This window comes from Phenylobacterium sp. (assembly GCF_030679875.1).
Classification (GTDB): Bacteria; Pseudomonadota; Alphaproteobacteria; order Caulobacterales; family Caulobacteraceae; genus Phenylobacterium.
Genome location: NZ_JAUXSP010000012.1, coordinates 36,579 through 54,345, shown reverse-complemented (window position 1 = coordinate 54,345; position 17,767 = coordinate 36,579). Strand labels below are relative to the sequence as shown.

The window sequence follows — 17,767 nt, the reverse complement described above, 5'->3', positions numbered from 1 at the left end:
GGGCAGGGGCCGAAGGGCCGGCTTCGCGCCGGTCCTTCGCCTTGACAAGGCAGGCCCCGCATGCGCCCTTCCGCGCCTCGTTTTCCCTGCATTTTCTGCGACTCCTCATGCACCCATATCGCTCCCATACCTGCGGTCAGCTTCGCGCTGGCGACACAGGCCAGACCGTTCGCCTTTCGGGGTGGATCCATCGCAAGCGCGACCATGGCGGTCTCGTCTTCGTGGACCTGCGGGACAATTATGGCCTGACTCAGCTGGTGCTGGCGCCCGATACCCCTGGCTTCGCCGCGGTGGAGCGTCTGCGGGCCGAGAGCGTGATCTGCATCGACGGCGCCGTCGTCGCCCGCACGCCGGAGACCGTGAACCCGAACCTGCCGACCGGCGAGATCGAGGTGCAGGTCAAGGGCGTCCAGGTGCTGTCGGAAGCCGCCGAGCTGCCCCTGCCGGTATTCGGCGAGCCGGACTATCCTGAGGAGCTACGCCTCAAGCACCGCTATCTCGACCTGCGGCGTGAGACCCTGCATCGCAACATCCTGCTGCGTAGCCAGGTGATCGCCTCGATCCGCCGCCGCATGACCGACCAGGGCTTCAACGAGTTCCAGACGCCGATCCTGACGGCGTCGTCGCCGGAAGGCGCCCGGGACTTCCTGGTGCCTTCGCGCCTGCATGCGGGCAAGTTCTACGCGCTGCCCCAGGCGCCGCAGCAGTTCAAGCAGCTGCTGATGGTGGCGGGCTTCGACCGCTATTTCCAGATCGCGCCCTGCTTCCGCGACGAGGATCTGCGGGCCGACCGCAGCCTGGAATTCTACCAGCTCGACGTGGAGATGAGCTTCGTCACCCAGGAAGACATCTTCGCGGCCATCGAGCCGGTGATGCATGGGGTGTTCGAGGAGTTTTCCAGCGGCAAGCCGGTGACCCCCTATCCCTTCCCACGCATTCCCTATCGGGAGGCGATCGCCAAGTACGGCTCCGACAAGCCTGACCTGCGCAACCCGATCCAGATGCAGGATGTGTCCGACCACTTCCGCGGCGGGGGCTTTGGCCTGTTCGCCCGCATCCTGGAAGACGCCAAGAACGCTGTCTGGGCGATCCCTGGCCCCAAGGGCGGCAGCCGCGCCTTCTGCGACCGGATGAACTCCTGGGCGCAAGGGGAGGGCCAGCCGGGCCTCGGCTACATCTTCTGGAGCGAGGACCAGGGTGGCTGGGGCGGCCCGATCGCCAAGAACCTGGGGGCGGAAAAGACGGACGGCCTGATGAGCGCGCTGGGCCTGGGCCAGGGTGACGCGGCCTTCTTTGTCGCCGGCGATCCCAAGGTCTTCTACAAATTCGCGGGTTCGGCCCGGACCAAGGTCGGGACCGACCTGAAGCTGGTGGACGAGGACCGGTTCGAATTCGTCTGGATCGTCGACTTCCCGATGTTCGAGATGAACGAGGAATCCAACCACGTCGACTTCTCGCACAACCCCTTCTCCATGCCCCAGGGCGAGATGGAGGCGCTGCAGACGAAGGATCCGCTCGATATCCTCGCCTATCAGTACGACATCGTCTGCAACGGCTATGAGCTGTGCTCTGGCGCCGTGCGAAACCATCGGGCCGACGTGATGCTCAAGGCCTTCGAGATCGCCGGCTATAGCGAGCAGGTGGTCGAGGCGCAGTTTGGCGGCATGCTGAACGCCTTCCGCTATGGCGCCCCGCCGCACGGGGGGCTTGCGCCCGGCATCGATCGCATCGTCATGCTGCTGGCCGGCCAGACGGCTATCAGAGAGGTCATCGCCTTCCCGCTGAATCAGCAGGGGCAGGACCTGTTGATGAGTGCGCCGTCAGAGGTCGACGAAAAGCAGCTGAAGGAACTCAGCCTGCGGCTCGCCCTGCCGATCAAGCCCGCCTAGGGGGCCCGAGGCCCCTCGGGCGCGGCTCAGTCCACGGCCACCAGTCGCCGGGGCGCCGGTGGCGCGGGTGGGGCCGGCGGCGCCGGAGGGGCTGCGATGTGGACGGTGATGCGCCGGCCGCCGCAGGCCCTGACCACCAGTCCGGACGGCGGGCGGGTCGCGCCGTCGCCGCAGGCCTCGTCCAGTTGCGCCTGGGTCAGGTTGCGCGCCCTCGACAGGTCCACGCCCGCAATATTGGTGCGGTCCAGGCTGGCGCGGCGAAAATCAGCATTGGCGAAGGTCCCCCCGCGCAGGTTGGCCATGTCCAGTTCGGCGCCCCGGAACGAGGCGCCGTCAAACCGCCCGCCAGACAGGTTGGCGGCGGTCAGCTCACTATCATCGAAACGCGCGCCCCTGGCGTTGACCCGGGCCAGGTTGACGCCGTTGAGCTCGGCGTCGTCCAACCGGGCGTCAGACAGATTGGCGGCGACGAAGGTGGCCCCCAGGCCCTCGATCCCGCGCAGGTTGCCGCCATGAAGGTTGGCGCCGCCGAAATCGGCGCCATTGAGTTCAGCACGACGCAGGTCAGCGTCCGTGAGGCTGGCGCCGGCGAAACTGGCGCCCATCATCCGGCTTTCGGAGAGATCGGCGCGAGACAGGTCGGCCTTGTCGAATACCGATCCGTGGAAGAGCGCGCCGCGCAGATCAGACCCAACCAGGGCCGCAGCTGTGAAGTCCGCGCCCATGAACCTGGCGCCGGCCAGCTTGCGCCCCGATAGCTCGCACTTTTCGCAGGAGCCGCCGAAGGCGACCATCTTGGCCACGGCCTTGTCGCTGGTCATGCCAAGCGCGGCGCCAGGGATCAGCCCCGCCAGAACAGCAAGAAGGGTGAGAAGGCCAGTCAGCCGGGTCATTGAGGCGGTACGCTCCTTGTCCGAGAGGATCATCTGGGACGGGCTGACCGGAAAGACCACTTAATTCCCAGTAATTTTACGACCTTAGCAGGCAGGGACGCGCAGTCCGCCCGACAAGCGGGTGGCGGCGTCGCCGCAGGCCTGGTTCAGCTGAGCCTGGGTGAGGCCTGTCGCCTGCTGCATTTCAGCGCCGGAGAAATTGGTCCCAGCCAGCCGCGCCCCGCGAAAATTTGCGCCCTGAAGGTGGGCGCCGACAAAGCTGGCGTTGGTCAGGTCAGCTCCAGCGAAACTGGCGCTGGATAAGACTGCGCCATAGGCCTCGACGTCGCGCAGGTCGGCGCCGGCGAAATTCGTGCGGTTCATAATGGTCAGGCTGAGATCGGCCTGGCGAAGCCGGGCGCCGGAGAGGTTCTTCCCCTTCATGGTCAGGCCGCCGAGGCTGGCCTGGAACAGGTTGCACTTGGGACAGTTTGCGCCAGCCCTGACCTGGTTGATCTGGCTGGCGTTCTGCGCGGCCGCCGGCGCGGACATGGCCAGCACGGCGAGAAGGGCGAGGGGTCCAGACAGTCTCATCGGCGGCGCCTTGCATCATACAGAACTGAAGTCCCTAGCCCGTGCAAGCTTAAGGCCAGGTGTGCGGGGCGGGCTCAGCCGGTGGCGTCGTCGAACCGTCCCGCCCGGGCGCCGCAGGTTTCGCAGATCAGGCTCGCCCCCTTTCGCACCACGGCAATGTCGCCGCAGGCCGGGCAGACGTCAGCGGCCTGAGCGCCGGAGGCGCGTGCGGCGCGATGATCGGCCAGAGACAGGACGACGAGGTTGTCCGGAGCTGCGCCCCTGGAGAAGCCCTTGGAGATGTAGCGCGAAGCCGGCTGTGGCTCCCCGGCGGCCAGACCGGGGTCGTCGGCCTTGCCCCGCCCCAGGCCGTCGGCGTTCAGCTCGTCGGGATCGGCGTTGGCGAGGTCGTCACGGCCCAGATAGGAGACCCCCAGCTCCCGGAACACATAGTCCAGGATCGAGGTGGCCGAACGCACCGAGTCGTTTCCGGTGACGGGACCGGCCGGTTCGAAGCGGGTGAAGACAAAGGCCTCGACGAACTCGTCCAGGGGCACGCCGTATTGGAGGCCGATGGAGACGGCGATGGCGAAGTTGTTCATCAACGACCGGAAGGCGGCCCCTTCCTTGTGCATGTCGATGAAGATCTCACCGAGCTCGCCTTCGTCGTACTCGCCGGTGTGCAGATAGACCTTGTGGCCGCCCACCGAGGCCTTCTGGATGTAGCCCTTGCGACGATCCGGAAGCTTGCGGCGTGCGCGCTCGCGCTCCACCACCCGTTCGACCACGCGCTCGACCGTGATCTCTGGCGTTGGCTCCGCTCGTGCGGCGGTCTCGGCCCTGGGGGCCTGACGCGGGGCGGGAAGGTCCAGCTGGTGGTAGGCGCCGGGGTCGGCGCGGGCGATGCGCACCAGGGGGACGCCGGCGTCCCGGGCCTGGGCGATCAGGGTCTGGACATCGTGGGGCGTGGCGTCCCAGGGCAGGGTGAAGTCAGCCTGGGCCGGGCGCGCCAGAGCTGGAGTCAGGCAGGCCAGCATGGCGAGATAGGGGCCAGGGCCCAGGTCATCGGCCGTGAGGAATATGCTTCGCTGATCGGGTCCCAGTTCCGGCCCGTCAAGCCGACTGGCGCCGAGGGCGTGGGCTTCGGCCAGGGCGATGTCAGCCTCACTGAAGCCCATGACGCGCAGGGCGTCAAAGCGCGGATCATGGAGGTCTTCGCCCGGGGCCCCAAGCACATCGGCCAGGAACCCCTCTCCGACGACTTCGGGCCGGAAGGCTTCGCTCAGGGACGCGCAGTAGGGCAGCGCGGCTTCCACGGCGCCGATCTCGTGGTCGGTGAGCCCCCGGCCAAGCAGAGCGGCATGGTCAATGCCCGGGGCGTTTTCGAGAGTGCCGTGACCGAGCAACCGCCAGCGGGCGGCGTCCAGGTCAGCGCCCACAGCGCGCAGGCCGCACAGGGCGGCTTCGCTCATCACCCGGACGACCTGACCGTCGGCGGTTTCGGCGAAGGTGACCGGCCCCTCCCACGGCTCTCCGGCGGGACTCGCCCCGCCGAGCATCAAGGCGAGCTCTGGGTCCTCATAGAGGGTCAGGCCGCCGACCAGGCGCGGGCAGGCCAGGCGCGCGGCCCGGCTGGCGCGGTCATACAAGCGAAAGGCCGCTTCACGCCCGACTTCGGAATCGTAGGCGTGGCCGTGGGCGGCCAGCCAATCGGCGAGGCCGGCAAGACCCAGGGCGACGGGCTCGCCGTCAGCCATGGCCGCCAGGGCTGTGGCCAGGAGGCCCACGGCGCGCTGGAAGCCGTCGTCGTCGAAGTCCTCGCCGGTTCCAAAGGCCATCAAGGACAGCGCCCCGTGGGCGACGGGGGCCTCGGACGCCTCAGCTGTGGCGATGGTCAGCCGGCCGGTTTCCCAGGCCGCAAGGGCCAGCAGCCGCTCCAGGGGCGCCGACGGCGCGTCATTCACGCGGGCCAGCGCCTGAGGCGGAACGGGCGGGGTGGGCAGGCTGACGGGCAGGCGGGTCTCGCCAGCGCGGGCCAGGGTGATGGCGTCAAGGATCGCCGCATCGGAGACACCCGCCGCACGCGCGGCTTCGGCGGCCCGGGCCAGGCTCGGATTTCGCTGCGGATCAGCGCAGGCGTCGGGATCGCCCTGGCAACGATGGACGGCGTCCACCAACCCCTGCCGGCTGGCGGCCAACGCCAACCCCGCCTCACGGGACGCCGTCAGTCCCCTGTGCTCGGCGCGGAACCGCGCCAGTCGCTCAGTCAGATCGCCGTCATTCGAGAGCTCGATCAGCGCAGAGACCGCCACGGGCCGCAGGGCGATCCGTCCGGCCATCAGGCCCGCGCCCAGTTCACGTCGGAACCGGCCCCGTGCGCCCACCCCTTCGAACAGGCCCTGTCTCTGTCCCGCCTGAACCAGTTCCTCGGCGAAACGGAAGATGGCGGCCGGCAAATCAGGCTCGCCGCCAGCCCAATCAAGCCAGGCCTCGACCTGGGCGTTCGGCCAGGAGGCGGGCGCCAGGACCTCGACAACATCGCTGCTGCGTTCGAGCGTCCGACGCTCCATCTTGCCGCTCTCCAGACTCATGACAGACTCCCTCATCGGGCAGCCTAGGAACCCACCCGCCCGCGGGCAATAGATGTTGCGTCTGACGGGGCGTTCATCCCCAACATGTTGAGCGATGCGGGGCGCTGGACGGGTTGCGGGCAGGGACCTATAGTCCGTCCGAAATTCCTGCCAGCCGGGTCAGTCCAACGTGTTCAAAGCGATCTTCACCTGGTGGAACGGCGCGACTCTCGGCGCCCGGTTCCACATCGGCCGCCGTGGCGTCTTCGTCGGCCAGGACGACTATGGCAGTCGCTATTATGAGGCCAAGGACGCCTCGGACTCCTATGACGGCCGCAAGCGTCGCTGGGTGATCTATTCCGGCTATGCCGAGGCCTCGAAGGTTCCGGCTGAATGGCATGGCTGGCTGCACTACACCTTCGATGAGCCGCCGACCGTCCAGCCCCTTCTGCGCCAGCCGTGGGAGAAGGATCATCGTCCCAATCTCACCGGCACAGTCCACGCCTATCGGCCCCAGGGCTCGCTGGCCCGCGGCGGCGAACGCCAGCGCGCGACGGGGGACTATCTTCCCTGGACGCCGGAATAGACGCCGCCAGATGCGTCATGCGCGGCCCCTGCTCCTTGGCCTCGGTCTGGCCGCTTTGACGGCGGCGGGCGCCGTTGTGGCCCAGACCACACCTGAGGCTCCGGCGCCGGCGGCGACCCCGGCTCCTGCGTTGCTCACCCCTGAAGCGATCGCCCCGCTTCCCGTGCCGCCGCCAGAACCTGCGCCTGAAATCAGGGCTGAGCCGGAGCCCAGGGCGCAACGCGCGCCGGAGCCACCGCCCGAACCCAAGCCGCCGATGAAGCGGGCGCGCTATGACGTCGCCATTATCCAGGCGCTCGACAAGGTCAGCGCTGAGACCATCCGCTTCGAAGCCCCGGTCGGTCAGCCGATCCGATACAAGAGCCTGGTCTTCACGGTCAGGGCCTGCGAGCTCTCGGCCCCCGATGAGCGGGCCCCCGACGCCATGGCCTATATGACGGTGGACTCACAGCCCCGCGCTGTGGCCGGTCGACCCACACCCCCGGCGCGCCAGACCTTCCGAGGGTGGATGTACGCCGCCGCCCCAGGCCTCAACCCGCTGGAGCATCCGGTCTATGACGCCTGGCTGATCACCTGCAGGGCGGCGACGCCGGCCAGCGCGGGCTGATCCCCGAAATCGGCCGGCTGCCCCAGGGCTTCGGCCAGGCGCTGGTGATAGACGGCCCTTGAGATTTCCTCGGCCTTGAACTGTGTCAGGTGCTCGGTGATGAACTGAGCATCCAGCAATCGGTAGCCGCCAGTGATCAGTCGCGCGACGAGATGGACCAGGGCGACTTTCGAGGCGTCCGTCTCTCTGGAAAACATGCTCTCACCGAAGAAGGCCGCGCCAAGCGAGACGCCATAGAGCCCACCCACCAGGCGTCCCACCCGCCAGCACTCGACACTATGGGCGCAACCCATGGCGAAGAGCTGGGCATAGAGATCGCGTATAACGGGGTTGATCCAGGTCTCGTGGCGATCAGGCGCGGCCTCGGCGCAGAGGGACACCACCTGGTCGAAGGCGGTGTCGAACCTGATTTCAAACGGCTCTGCGCGAACCGTCCTCGCCAGCCGACGGGGTACATGGAACCCCGCCAGCGGCAGGACGCCGCGATGTTCTGGATCAACCAGAAAGATCTGGTCGTCGTCGCGGGCGTCGGCCATGGGAAAGACGCCGCGGGTGTAGCAGGCCAGCAGCTGAAGCGGGCCAAAGGCGTCCATGGGGCTTAAGCTTCGTCGGCCTGAGCCTTGATCCACTTTTCCAGCCAGTGGATGTTGTAGTCGCCGGCGATGATGTCTGGCTGGTGGATCAGGTCCTGGAAGAGTGGGATCGTGGTGTCCACCCCGCCGACCACCATCTCACCCAGGCAGCGATTGACCCTGGCGAGGCACTCCTCACGGTCACGGCCGTGGACGATGAGCTTGCCGATCAGGCTGTCGTAGTAGGGCGGAATGACGTAGCCCGCATAGACCGCCGAATCGAGGCGAACCCCAAGACCGCCAGGGGCGTGGAAGTCGGTGACCTTCCCCGGCGACGGCGTGAAGGTGCGCGCATTCTCAGCGTTGATTCGGCACTCGATGGCGTGGCCTTCGAAGACGACCTGTTCCTGGGTGAACGAAAGCGGCAGGCCCGCGGCGATGCGGATTTGCTCCCGCACCAGATCGATCCCGGTGATGGCTTCGGTGACGGGATGTTCCACCTGCAGGCGGGTGTTCATCTCGATGAAGAAGAACTCGCCGTTTTCGTAGAGGAACTCGATGGTGCCGACGCCGAGATAGCCGATGGCCTTGATCGCATCGACGACCACCTTGCCGATCTTGGCGCGGGCCGTGGCGTCGAGAGCCGGGGAGGGGGCCTCCTCGAGGATCTTCTGGTGACGCCGCTGCAGGGAGCAGTCGCGTTCGCCGAGGTGGCAGACATTGCCGAAGGAGTCGGCGACGACCTGGATCTCGATATGACGGGGCTTCTGGAGGTAGCGCTCCATGTAGACCGCGTCATCCCCGAAGGCGGCCTTGGCCTCGGTGCGGGCGGTGGAGACGGCCTCGGCCAGACTCTCGCTGTCCAGGGCCACCTTCATGCCGCGACCGCCACCGCCGGCGGCGGCCTTGATCAGGACCGGAAAGCCAATCTCGGCGGCGGCGGCGATCGCCTCCTCCTCCGTGGTCAGCGCGCCGGCGGAGCCTGGCACCACGGGAATGCCGGCCCGCATCACCGCCTGCTTGGCCGTGATCTTGTCGCCCATCATCTGGATGTGCTCGGGCTTGGGCCCGATGAAGGTGAAGCCATGGGCCCCGACGATGTCGGCGAACCGGGCGTTCTCCGACAGGAAGCCATAGCCCGGATGGATGGCCTGAGCGCCGGTGATTTCCGCCGCGGCGATGATGGCCGGGATGTTGAGGTAGCTTTTGGCGGCCGAGGCCGGACCGATGCAGACGCTCTCGTCGGCCAGGCGCACCCACATGGCGCCGGAATCGGCCTCCGAGTGGACGGCGACCGTGGAGATACCCATCTCCTTGCAGGCCCGGTGGATGCGCAGGGCGATTTCGCCTCGATTGGCGATCAGGATTTTTTCAAACATCGAACTACTCGATGATGACGAGCGGCTCGCCGAACTCGACGGGCTGGGCGTCGGAAACCAGGATCTCGACCACCTTGCCGGCCCGGGGCGCCGGGATCGGGTTCATGGTCTTCATGGCTTCGATAATCATCAGGGTCTGGCCAGCCTGGACCGCGTCGCCGACCTTGATGAAGCTGGGAGAGCCTGGCTGAGCCTGCATATAGACCGTGCCCACCATCGGTGAGTTCACGGCGTCGCCAGCGGCGCGCACGGGCGCCGCGGGGGCGACAGGGGCCTCCGCCGCAGCCGCTGCCATCGCCGGCGCCGCCGGAGCGGCCACGGTGGCGGTGACCGAAATCTGCCGGGCCACGCGGACCTTTAGGCCGTCGCGCTCAACCTCGATTTCCGACAACCCCGTTTCGGTGAGGATGTCGGCCAGTGTGCGCACCAGACGGGCGTCAAGCGGATCGGCGGAAGCCTTGGGGCTGCTAGCCATGGAAGGGACCCTTGCTGCTGGGAGGCGTCAGGCGCTGAGACGCGCCGCGGCCTCAACGGCCAGTTCATAGCTCGCCACGCCGAAGCCTGACACGACTCCTGTCGCAGCGAGGGACACATAGGTGTGTCGGCGGAACGTCTCGCGCGCCGCCGGGTTCGAAAGATGGCATTCGACGATCGGGACCTCGAGGGTCTTGAGCGCGTCGAGAAGCGCCACAGAGGTGTGACCATAGCCGGCTGGGTTGATCACCAGGGCGCTGGCGGCGGTTCGCGCCTCCTGCACCCAGTCGATCAGCACACCCTCATGATTGGACTGTCGGAACACGAGGCTCCGGCCAAGCGTGTCGGCGCGGCGCTCGCAGGCCATGCGAACGTCGTCCAGGGTCTCTTTCCCATAAATCTGAGGCTCGCGGACGCCCAGGAGGTTGAGATTGGGGCCGCTCAGCACATAGATCGGTTTGGACATTCGGCTCCGCCGGCGATTCCGCTGTCTTGTAACGGTCGCAGGCGGGGGTCACAAGCACCGCAAGCTGCGCGGCGCGGCGAGAGTTGAGCATGAACCTGACCATCAACGGGGAACCTCGGGCCTTCGAGCCCCTTCCGCACCTGGCCGCCCTGGTGGCCGCCCTCGGGCTCGATCCCCGCAAGGTGGCCGTGGAGCGCAATCTGGAGATCGTGCCGCGCTCGGCCTATGAGCAGACCCCGGTGGCCGACGGCGACCGGATCGAGATCGTGCACTTTATTGGAGGCGGCTGACATGGACGACACCGGGACCCGCGCCCTCAGCGCCGAAGACACCTGGAGCGTGGCTGGTCGGACCTTCTCCTCCCGGCTCATCGTCGGTACGGGCAAGTACAAGGACTACGCCACTAACGCCGCCGCCGCGGAGGCGGCGGGCGCGGAGATCGTCACGGTGGCGATCCGCCGAGTGAACCTGTCGGACCCCAGCCAGCCCATGCTGGTGGATCATGTGAAGCCTGACCGGTTCACGTTCCTGCCCAATACGGCCGGTTGCTTCACGGGCGAGGACGCCGTGCGCACCCTGCGTCTGGCCCGGGAGGCGGGGGGCTGGAACCTCGTGAAGCTCGAGGTGCTGTCCAATACGAAGCATCTGCTGCCAGACATGGAAGAGACCCTCAGGGCCCTGAAGCTGCTGATCTCCGACGGCTTCGACGTCATGGTCTATTGCAGCGACGATCCGGTCTATGCGCTCAAGTTGGAAGAGGCCGGGGCCGCAGCCATCATGCCGCTCGGCGCGCCCATCGGCTCGGGCCGCGGCATCCAGAACATGCTGAATCTCGGTCTGATCATCGAGCAGTCCAAGGTGCCGGTGCTGGTGGACGCCGGCGTGGGTACGGCGTCGGACGCGGCCGTAGCCATGGAACTCGGCTGCGACGCCGTGCTGATGAACACCGCCATCGCCGAGGCGCGCGATCCGATCCTGATGGCCAGCGCCATGCGCCATGCGGTGATCGCCGGGCGTGAGGCCTTCCTGGCCGGGCGGATGCCCAAGCGGATGTACGCCGATCCGTCCTCGCCGTTGGCGGGGCTGATCTAGCCCGCGATCTTCTCGGCCTGGGCCGCCGTGATGGCGGCCTTAACCGCATCCATGTCGGCGCCGGAAATCAGGCGGTCGCCGATCACGAAGGCCGGTGTCCCGTTGATGCCGAGACTGGCCGCCAATTCGTGGGTGTCGACCAGCTGCTGCTGGATCGCCGGGGCCTGGGCGGCCTGTCGGGCGGCGGCCGGGTCGATCCCCACGGCGCGCAGGTGGCGATCAAGCGCGGCGTCGTCCAGGGACTTTTCGGCCATCAGCCGATCATGCAGCTCGAGGGTCTTAGGCTTGGCCAGATCGGTGAGCATGATGGCGGCGGTCTCGTCCGACTGTTCCCCAAAGATCGGAAACTCCTTGAAGACCACCCGCACATCGGGGTTTTCTTCAATGATCTTGGCCATCTCGACCGCGGCGATCTTGCAGTAGCCGCAACGGTAGTCGAAAAATTCGGTGACCGTGATCGTACCATTGGGATTGGCGACAAAGTCTCGCGGGTCCCGTTCAAGGGCCGCCCTCTGGGTCTCAATGGCCGAGGTCGCAGCCTGCGCCGCCTCGACCTCCCGCTTTTCCCCAAGCTTCTGTACGGCTTCCTCAATCACCTCGGGATGTTCGAGAAGATAGGCGCGCACCCGCTCGCCAAAGGCGTCGTCAGCGCCGCGGTCGCAGGCGGCCAGCGCCAGGGTGGAGGCGCAAAGCGCGGCAAGTACGGGCAAGGAATTTCTCATCAGGAGTCCAGATAGGGGTGTTTGGCGCCGGATGCGACCCAGGCGCACGGGAGTTGGCCAGGCTTATCGCACTGAACCGGAGGAAATCGCGCCTTCCTTGGCCAGTTCGCGCAGGTCGTCGCGGGACGGGTTGGAGGTCAGGACAATGTCCGTCGCCCGCCGCCACTCCGGGGTGTCCCGGGTCAGCAGATCGCGGGCGCGCATGGCGAAAACCCGCGCCTGCTGGCCGTTGCCGATGTGGAAATTGTACTCCGCGGTAGCCAGTCGCGCTGAGCCGTCGTCGCCACGCCGGTCATGCGCCTCGGCCAGGAGACGCCAGGCCACCGCGTTGTCATTCTCCTGAGTCAGGGCCCGGCGCAATTCGTCGATGCCCTCATTGAGCTTGGCGTCATCGTTCATCGCGATGAGGGTCTGGCCGAGATTGACCCGGAGCAGGGGGGCCTCCGGCATCAGCTCCACGGACTTGCGCTGGGGTTCCTCGGCCAGCGCGGTGCGGCCGAACTCAAACAGGATCTGGCCCTTGAGCTCCCAGAGATAGGCGTTTTCCGGTTGTTCGCCGAGCAGCACCTCGATCAGGCGGAGCGCCTGGTCAGGCTCCTTCATCTGATAGTAGGCGATGGCCCGGGCGTAGCGGGCTGGATAGCTCGTGTCTGTCTCGCTGTATTGGACGATGGCCCGCTGCGGGTTCAGGAACCCCTGCAGCTTGGCCTGCATGATGCGGTGGCGCTCCATGGCCTCTTCGCTGTCGACCTTTTCCCAGTCCGGCAGCGTCTCGGCCTTGCGGCGCAGGGTGTCGATCCGCTCCGAAGACAGGGGGTGGCTGCGGAAGTAGGCGTAGCGCCGCGCCTCCTGGAAGACCTCCTGGTAGCGGAAGTTGTCAAAGAACTCGACGAGCCCCCGGCCCGACAGGCCTGCACGATCAAGGATGTTAAGCCCGGCCTGGTCAGCGCGGCTTTCCTGTTCGCGGCTATAGCCCAGGGCCGCCAGGGTCCCGAACTGGCTGGCGCTGCCCATCAGGGCGATGGCGGCGTCGCCTGCGCCGGCGAAGGCGGCCAGGACCCCCAGGCCCATGGTGAGCAGGAAGGGCTGCATGCCGGCCCGCTGCATTTCGCCTGAGCGTGCGCTGTGGCCGGCGGCCAGATGGCCCACCTCGTGGGCGATGACGCCCTGAAGCTGATTGGGGTTCTCTGACTCCAGGATCAGGCCGGTGAAGAAGCCCATGGTGCCTGGAGCGGCAAAGGCGTTGAGCTCGCGGCTGCCGATCAGCAGGATCTCGATACTGTCGGGATTGATCCCGGCGGCTTCGAGGATGGGCCGGGAGTCGGCCTCCAGAATGGCCTCGATCTCGGTGTCCCTGATCAGGGAGAGGCCCTGCTGGGCCTGGGCCGCCACAGGCGCGACAGCCAGGGTCGCGGCCAGGGCCAACCGCGCGGCGAGACGCCGAAGGGGCGTCAGGCGCCGCGAAAACCAGTCAGGGTTCTGAAAAAGCAGGGGGGAGGCCATGCACACTCTCTTGCTCGCTTCCCCCCTACTCATCTCAGACTAACCCGTCAGCCGCGCCGCCACCAGCCACGGCGGGGCTTGGTCGGCGGAGACGTGATCTCAGCCGGATCGGCGGTCACTGGCGGAGCGGCCTCGGCGGCGGCCTCGACCGGCTGAGGGGCCGGCGTGGCCACGGGCTCCGGCTTTGGTTCGGGTTCTACCTCAGGCGCTGCCGCAGACTCCGCGGCCACCGGGGCGAGGACCTCGGCGTCAGGGGTGGCTTCAGCCCCGATTTCCGCCTTGGGCTCGGCCTTGCGGCGGGTGCGGGTGCGCTTGGGCTTGGCCGCCTCGACCAGAGGCGTCTCTGCCGGCGTAAGTTCTGGCTGCGCCGTCGGCTCTTCTGCGACCGCAACCTCTGGGGCCACATCTGGAGCGGCCTCAACCACGTCGTCAGCCGACGTTTCGGCTGCAGGCTTGGCCTTGCCGCGACTGCGACGGCGCTTGGGCTTCTCGCCAGGCTCCGGGAGTTCAACCCAGACGTCGTCCTGGCTGGATGCTTCGACCAATGGCCGCGCCTCATGGGCGTCAGACGCGTCCGACGCGTCAGGCGACGATGCCGACGTCGGTGAGGCCGCCGCCGAGGTCAGTTCCGGGACCGCCATTCGCGGGTCTTCGGAGAGGTCGAACCAGACGAAGGGATCCTCGCCATAGGGCACCCAGGGGCGGACCCAGGCGAAGGCCTCGCCGGGACGGTCCTCACGCAGCCGGCGGCCGCCTCGGCGCCCCCGGCGGCGGCGTCGGCCGCCGTTCTCGTCTTCAAGGCGGACGTCGGCCTCAGGAGTCGCGGGACGATCTTCTTCCTCCCGGCGGCCGCTGCGCCGACGGCGCCGGCGGCCGCGGCCGCGGGTGCGACCGTCAGACTCCTCGTCACCGGTTGACTCGCCACGAACCTCGTCCTCGTCCTCGTCGTCCTCATCCTCGTCGTCGTCCTGGACGGCGACCTTGGCGGCGACCTTGGCGGCGCGGATGGGCGCCTCGTCTTCTTCGTCCTCGTCCTCGTCTTCGTCCTCCTCCTCATCTTCGAAGGAGTCGTCGTATCCATCGTCCTCGAGGAGATCGAGTTTCGACTTGGCCGAGGTGAAGATGACGGCGTGATCGGGTCGGGTTTCGCTGGCGGTCCGCTCGATCTCGTAGTCGGCGTGAGGCATGGCGTCATCCACCACGACGGTGACGAACAGCCCGAAGGTCTCGTGGATGCGGGCCAGATGCGCCCGCTTCTCGTTGAGAATGTAGAGCGCCACGGCGCGGGGCGCCTTGAGGGTGGCTTCGCCGCCGCCCTTCAGGGCCTCGATTTCCAGGGCGCGCAGGGTGGCCAGCGCGCTGGATTCCACCGAGCGCACGCGACCGGTGCCGTTGCAGTGCTCGCAGACATGGGTCGTGCCTTCCAGCACCCCGGTCCTGCGGCGCTGACGGCTGATTTCCATCAGGCCAAAACCGCTGATCTTGCCCATCTGGATGCGGGCGCGGTCGTCCTTCAGGGCGTCCTTCAGCTTCTTTTCGACAGCCCGGTTATTCTTCGACTCATCCATGTCGATGAAGTCGATGACAATCAGGCCAGCGAGATCGCGCAGACGGAGCTGCCGGGCGGTCTCTTCGGCGGCCTCCATGTTCGTCTTCAGCGCGGTGGCTTCGATGTTGCGCTCCCGGGTGGACTTGCCCGAGTTCACATCGACGGCCACCAGGGCCTCGGTCTGGTTGATCACCAGGTAGCCGCCCGAGCGCAGGGGCACGACGGGGCTGTAGATCTGGGAGAGGTGGTCCTCGACCTTGAACTTCACGAACAGGGGTTCGGGGTCGCGGTAGAGCTGCACCTTCTTGGCCTGGGACGGCATCAGCATGCGCATGAAGTCCCGCGCGTCCTTGAAGCCGGCCTCGCCCTCGACGAACACGCCGTCGATGTCCTTGTCGTAGAGGTCACGGATCGCCCGCTTCACCAGGTCCTCTTCCTCATAGATGAGGGCGGGCGCGATGGAGTGCAGGGTGTTCTCGCGAATATTTTCCCACAGGCGCAGGAGATATTCGTAGTCGCGCTTGATCTCGGCCTTGGTGCGCTTGGCGCCGGCCGTGCGGACGATCAGGCCCATGCCCTGGGGCACGTCGAGGCCCTGGACGACGCTCTTGAGGCGCTTGCGATCGGTGGCCGTCGTGATCTTGCGGCTGATGCCGCCGCCGCGGGCCGTATTGGGCATCAGCACGCCGTAGCGGCCAGCCAGGGAAAGATAGGTGGTCAGGGCCGCGCCCTTGTTGCCGCGCTCCTCCTTGACGACCTGCACCAGCATGATCTGCCGGCGGCGGATCACTTCCTGGATCTTGTACTTGCGCATCAGTCGCCGGCGGCGCCGGGCGACCTCTTCTTCCATGACATCGTCTTCGTCGACGACGGCTTCAGCGTCTTCATCATCGGGATCGGCGGACCGCGCGGACGGCTCGAAGGATTCCTCCTCCTCGGCTTCCTCGCGCATCAGCGCCTCCCGGTCGGCGACCGGGATCTGATAGTAGTCCGGATGAATTTCATTGAAGGCGAGGAAACCGTGACGGTTGCCGCCGTATTCAATAAACGCCGCCTGGAGACTGGGCTCCACACGGGTCACCTTGGCGAGGTAGATATTCCCTCTGAGCTGCTTGCGGTTTTTGCTCTCGAAATCGAAATCTTCAACACGGTTTCCGTCGATGAGAACCACACGCGTCTCTTCGGCGTGGGCCGCATCGATAAGCATCTTCTTCGACATTTAGTGAGTCTCCACGGCGCGCCACGAAACTTGCGTTCGGGCGCTGCCGGCTAATCATGAGGGCGCGCGCAGGGTCTCTGTTCACAGCGACGGAGGCGGCCGCGAGGCCGGCCAGACGCCAGAATGGGGCTCGTGCGACGCTGCCCATGGGTGTGTCCTAGTCACGCCTGCAAGGCGGGGGATCGGTGGAGCGTCGTCGCCGAACTTCAGTCGGGCCGACGCAGGTGTTCGCGCTGAAGTAAGGCGGGCATGTGAGTCAGGCCCCTCCTTGCGCGGGGCGACTTTGCAACACCGGAGGAAAAAAGGAAAGCGGTCCTCGTGAGCGCCGGGCGCTTAACCCTTTTTCCACGGCGATGGGCTCTAAGGGAGGTTCAACGTCGCAGAAACGTTTGGTGGGTGTGTAAGCGTATGCTCGCAAGGCTGGGCAAGATCTTCAGGAAGGCGCGACTGCTCTGCGCCGGTGTCGCTGTGGCGACCCTGGGCGGTCTGGCGGCGGTCGCTGTGTCGCATGCTGCGGCCCCTGGAGCAGATGTGCTCGGGGTTCGACTAGGCGGCAACGGGGCTGAGACACGTCTGGTCATTGACCTGGATCGCGGCGCCACCGGGAAGGTCAGTCAGGACGGCGCCGATGGCCGCGTGGTCATGTCTTTGCCCGGTGTTGACGCCAAGGCCAGCCTTCAAGGTTCCGGTCGCGGCCTGGTCAAGGCCTGGATGATTGACAACTCCCAGGGTTCGGCCCGCCTGCAGGTGGACCTGAACGGGGCTGGTGTGATCAAGCGCCGATTCCTTTTGCCGCCCGCGGATGGCGTTGGCCACTACCGCTATGTCATCGATATCGCCTCCGCCGGCCCGCCGAGCGCCACCTTCATTTCGCGGCCCGCCCGCAGACCGGCCGCTCCAGCCGCCAAGCCGCTGCCGCTCAAGAAGGTGGTGGTCATTGATGCAGGGCATGGCGGCAAGGACTCCGGCGCCCGGGGTTCACGGGGACTCGAAAAGGACGTCAATCTCGCCGCGGCCCTGGCCCTGCAAGCGCGCCTGGAGCGCAGCGGCAAGTACAAGGTCGTCATGACCCGCAGCAGCGACGTCTATGTGCCGCTGGAGACGCGGGTGCAGGTCGCCCGGCGGGCGGGTGCAGACCTCTTTATCTCGCTTCACGCCGACGCCGGCGCTGACGCCTCCACCCGCGGGACCTCGGTCTATACCCTCTCCGAGCAGGCCTCGGGTCGGGCGGCCAAGTTTGTCTCCAAGGACGATTGGTTCATGAACACAAGCCTCAGCGGCGGTGATCAGGGCGTGCGCGACATCCTCTTTGACCTCACCCAGCGGGCGACAAAGAACCGCTCGGCGACCTTCGCTGAACTGGCGCTGCAGCGGGCCGACTCGCACATGCCTCTTCTGCGTCGCAGCCACCGAGACGCCGGCTTCGTCGTCCTGCTGGCGCCAGATGTCCCGGCCATCCTTCTTGAGATGGGCTTCATGACCAATGTGCATGACGAGGCCAACCTGTTGGACGTGGGCCGGCGCACGCGGTTCATGAACAGCATCGGCGATGCGATCGACGACTATTTCCTGCAGCAAGGCCAGCTGGCGGCCCGCTGATCGCGCCCAAGGCCTGCTGCGTCGTCGCGGCCGTTGGCGCCCGGCTTGATGCGCGTTAGATGACGGTCTGATGGGCGAGGGCGCCTGCGGAGGTC

The 17,767-nt window shown here is 66.9% G+C and carries 16 protein-coding genes; 6 read left to right on the top strand and 10 right to left on the bottom strand.

Annotation, left to right across the window (positions count from 1 at the left end; translation table 11 throughout):
- Nucleotides 1–107: 107 nt before the first annotated feature.
- On the top strand, nucleotides 108–1,889 hold the full coding sequence (gene aspS / locus Q8K84_RS07195; protein WP_305281934.1) for an aspartate--tRNA ligase: 1,782 nt from the start codon (nucleotides 108–110) through the stop codon (nucleotides 1,887–1,889).
- A 26-nt stretch (nucleotides 1,890–1,915) separates the two neighbouring features.
- On the opposite strand, the gene Q8K84_RS07190 is transcribed toward aspS, so the two are convergent.
- From Q8K84_RS07190 to Q8K84_RS07180, 3 genes are all read right to left on the bottom strand, one after another.
- Nucleotides 1,916–2,782, bottom strand: a complete 867-nt coding sequence (locus Q8K84_RS07190; RefSeq protein ID WP_305281933.1) for a pentapeptide repeat-containing protein — start codon at nucleotides 2,780–2,782, stop codon at nucleotides 1,916–1,918.
- Between the two features lie 84 nt (nucleotides 2,783–2,866).
- On the bottom strand, nucleotides 2,867–3,355 hold the full coding sequence (locus tag Q8K84_RS07185; protein WP_305281932.1) for a pentapeptide repeat-containing protein: 489 nt from the start codon (nucleotides 3,353–3,355) through the stop codon (nucleotides 2,867–2,869).
- Nucleotides 3,356–3,429: 74 nt separating this feature from the next.
- A complete protein-coding gene (locus tag Q8K84_RS07180; RefSeq protein WP_305281931.1) occupies nucleotides 3,430–5,925 on the bottom strand; it encodes a ribonucleotide reductase in 2,496 nt (831 codons plus the stop codon).
- Nucleotides 5,926–6,094: 169 nt separating this feature from the next.
- Between Q8K84_RS07180 and Q8K84_RS07175 the strand changes: the two genes are divergently transcribed.
- Nucleotides 6,095–6,490: an NADH:ubiquinone oxidoreductase subunit NDUFA12 gene (locus Q8K84_RS07175; RefSeq protein ID WP_305281930.1), complete on the top strand. Its 396-nt coding sequence runs from the start codon at nucleotides 6,095–6,097 to the stop codon at nucleotides 6,488–6,490.
- A gap of 10 nt (nucleotides 6,491–6,500) precedes the next feature.
- Nucleotides 6,501–7,097 carry a DUF2155 domain-containing protein gene (locus Q8K84_RS07170; protein WP_305281929.1) on the top strand — a complete coding sequence of 199 codons (597 nt, stop codon included), beginning with the start codon at nucleotides 6,501–6,503 and terminating at the stop codon, nucleotides 7,095–7,097.
- Here Q8K84_RS07170 and aat read toward each other — a convergent pair.
- The 4 genes from aat to Q8K84_RS07150 are packed head-to-tail and all read right to left on the bottom strand — an operon-like array spanning nucleotide 7,043 to nucleotide 9,988.
- On the bottom strand, nucleotides 7,043–7,690 hold the full coding sequence (aat, locus tag Q8K84_RS07165) for a leucyl/phenylalanyl-tRNA--protein transferase (RefSeq protein ID WP_305281928.1): 648 nt from the start codon (nucleotides 7,688–7,690) through the stop codon (nucleotides 7,043–7,045). The genes Q8K84_RS07170 and aat overlap by 55 nt on opposite strands.
- 5 nt (nucleotides 7,691–7,695) lie before the next feature.
- Nucleotides 7,696–9,048, bottom strand: coding sequence for an acetyl-CoA carboxylase biotin carboxylase subunit (accC, locus tag Q8K84_RS07160; RefSeq protein ID WP_305281927.1), 1,353 nt, complete (start codon nucleotides 9,046–9,048; stop codon nucleotides 7,696–7,698).
- Between the two features lie 4 nt (nucleotides 9,049–9,052).
- Nucleotides 9,053–9,523 carry an acetyl-CoA carboxylase biotin carboxyl carrier protein gene (gene accB / locus Q8K84_RS07155; protein WP_305281926.1) on the bottom strand — a complete coding sequence of 157 codons (471 nt, stop codon included), beginning with the start codon at nucleotides 9,521–9,523 and terminating at the stop codon, nucleotides 9,053–9,055.
- 27 nt (nucleotides 9,524–9,550) lie between these two features.
- On the bottom strand, nucleotides 9,551–9,988 hold the full coding sequence (locus Q8K84_RS07150) for a type II 3-dehydroquinate dehydratase (RefSeq protein ID WP_305281925.1): 438 nt from the start codon (nucleotides 9,986–9,988) through the stop codon (nucleotides 9,551–9,553).
- 89 nt (nucleotides 9,989–10,077) lie between these two features.
- Here Q8K84_RS07150 and thiS point away from each other — a divergent pair, with 89 nt between their 5' ends.
- Together thiS and Q8K84_RS07140 are read left to right on the top strand one after the other, a co-directional pair.
- Nucleotides 10,078–10,278 (top strand): sulfur carrier protein ThiS, encoded by a 201-nt coding sequence (gene thiS / locus Q8K84_RS07145; RefSeq protein WP_305281924.1) that lies wholly within the window; start codon nucleotides 10,078–10,080, stop codon nucleotides 10,276–10,278.
- Nucleotide 10,279: 1 nt separating this feature from the next.
- Nucleotides 10,280–11,080, top strand: coding sequence for a thiazole synthase (locus Q8K84_RS07140; protein WP_305281923.1), 801 nt, complete (start codon nucleotides 10,280–10,282; stop codon nucleotides 11,078–11,080).
- Here Q8K84_RS07140 and Q8K84_RS07135 read toward each other — a convergent pair.
- The 3 genes from Q8K84_RS07135 to Q8K84_RS07125 all read right to left on the bottom strand — a co-directional run bounded on the left by Q8K84_RS07135 (nucleotide 11,077) and on the right by Q8K84_RS07125 (nucleotide 16,073).
- Entirely contained in the window at nucleotides 11,077–11,790 is a 714-nt protein-coding gene (locus Q8K84_RS07135) for a DsbA family protein (RefSeq protein WP_305281922.1), read from the bottom strand. The genes Q8K84_RS07140 and Q8K84_RS07135 overlap by 4 nt on opposite strands.
- Nucleotides 11,791–11,865: 75 nt before the next feature.
- Nucleotides 11,866–13,305, bottom strand: coding sequence for a M48 family metalloprotease (locus Q8K84_RS07130; RefSeq protein ID WP_305281921.1), 1,440 nt, complete (start codon nucleotides 13,303–13,305; stop codon nucleotides 11,866–11,868).
- Between the two features lie 47 nt (nucleotides 13,306–13,352).
- Complete coding sequence (locus Q8K84_RS07125) at nucleotides 13,353–16,073, bottom strand: Rne/Rng family ribonuclease (protein ID WP_305281920.1); 2,721 nt, start codon at nucleotides 16,071–16,073, stop codon at nucleotides 13,353–13,355.
- 408 nt (nucleotides 16,074–16,481) lie between these two features.
- Here Q8K84_RS07125 and Q8K84_RS07120 point away from each other — a divergent pair, with 408 nt between their 5' ends.
- Entirely contained in the window at nucleotides 16,482–17,672 is a 1,191-nt protein-coding gene (locus Q8K84_RS07120) for an N-acetylmuramoyl-L-alanine amidase (protein WP_305281919.1), read from the top strand.
- The last annotated feature ends 95 nt before the right edge of the window (nucleotides 17,673–17,767 follow it).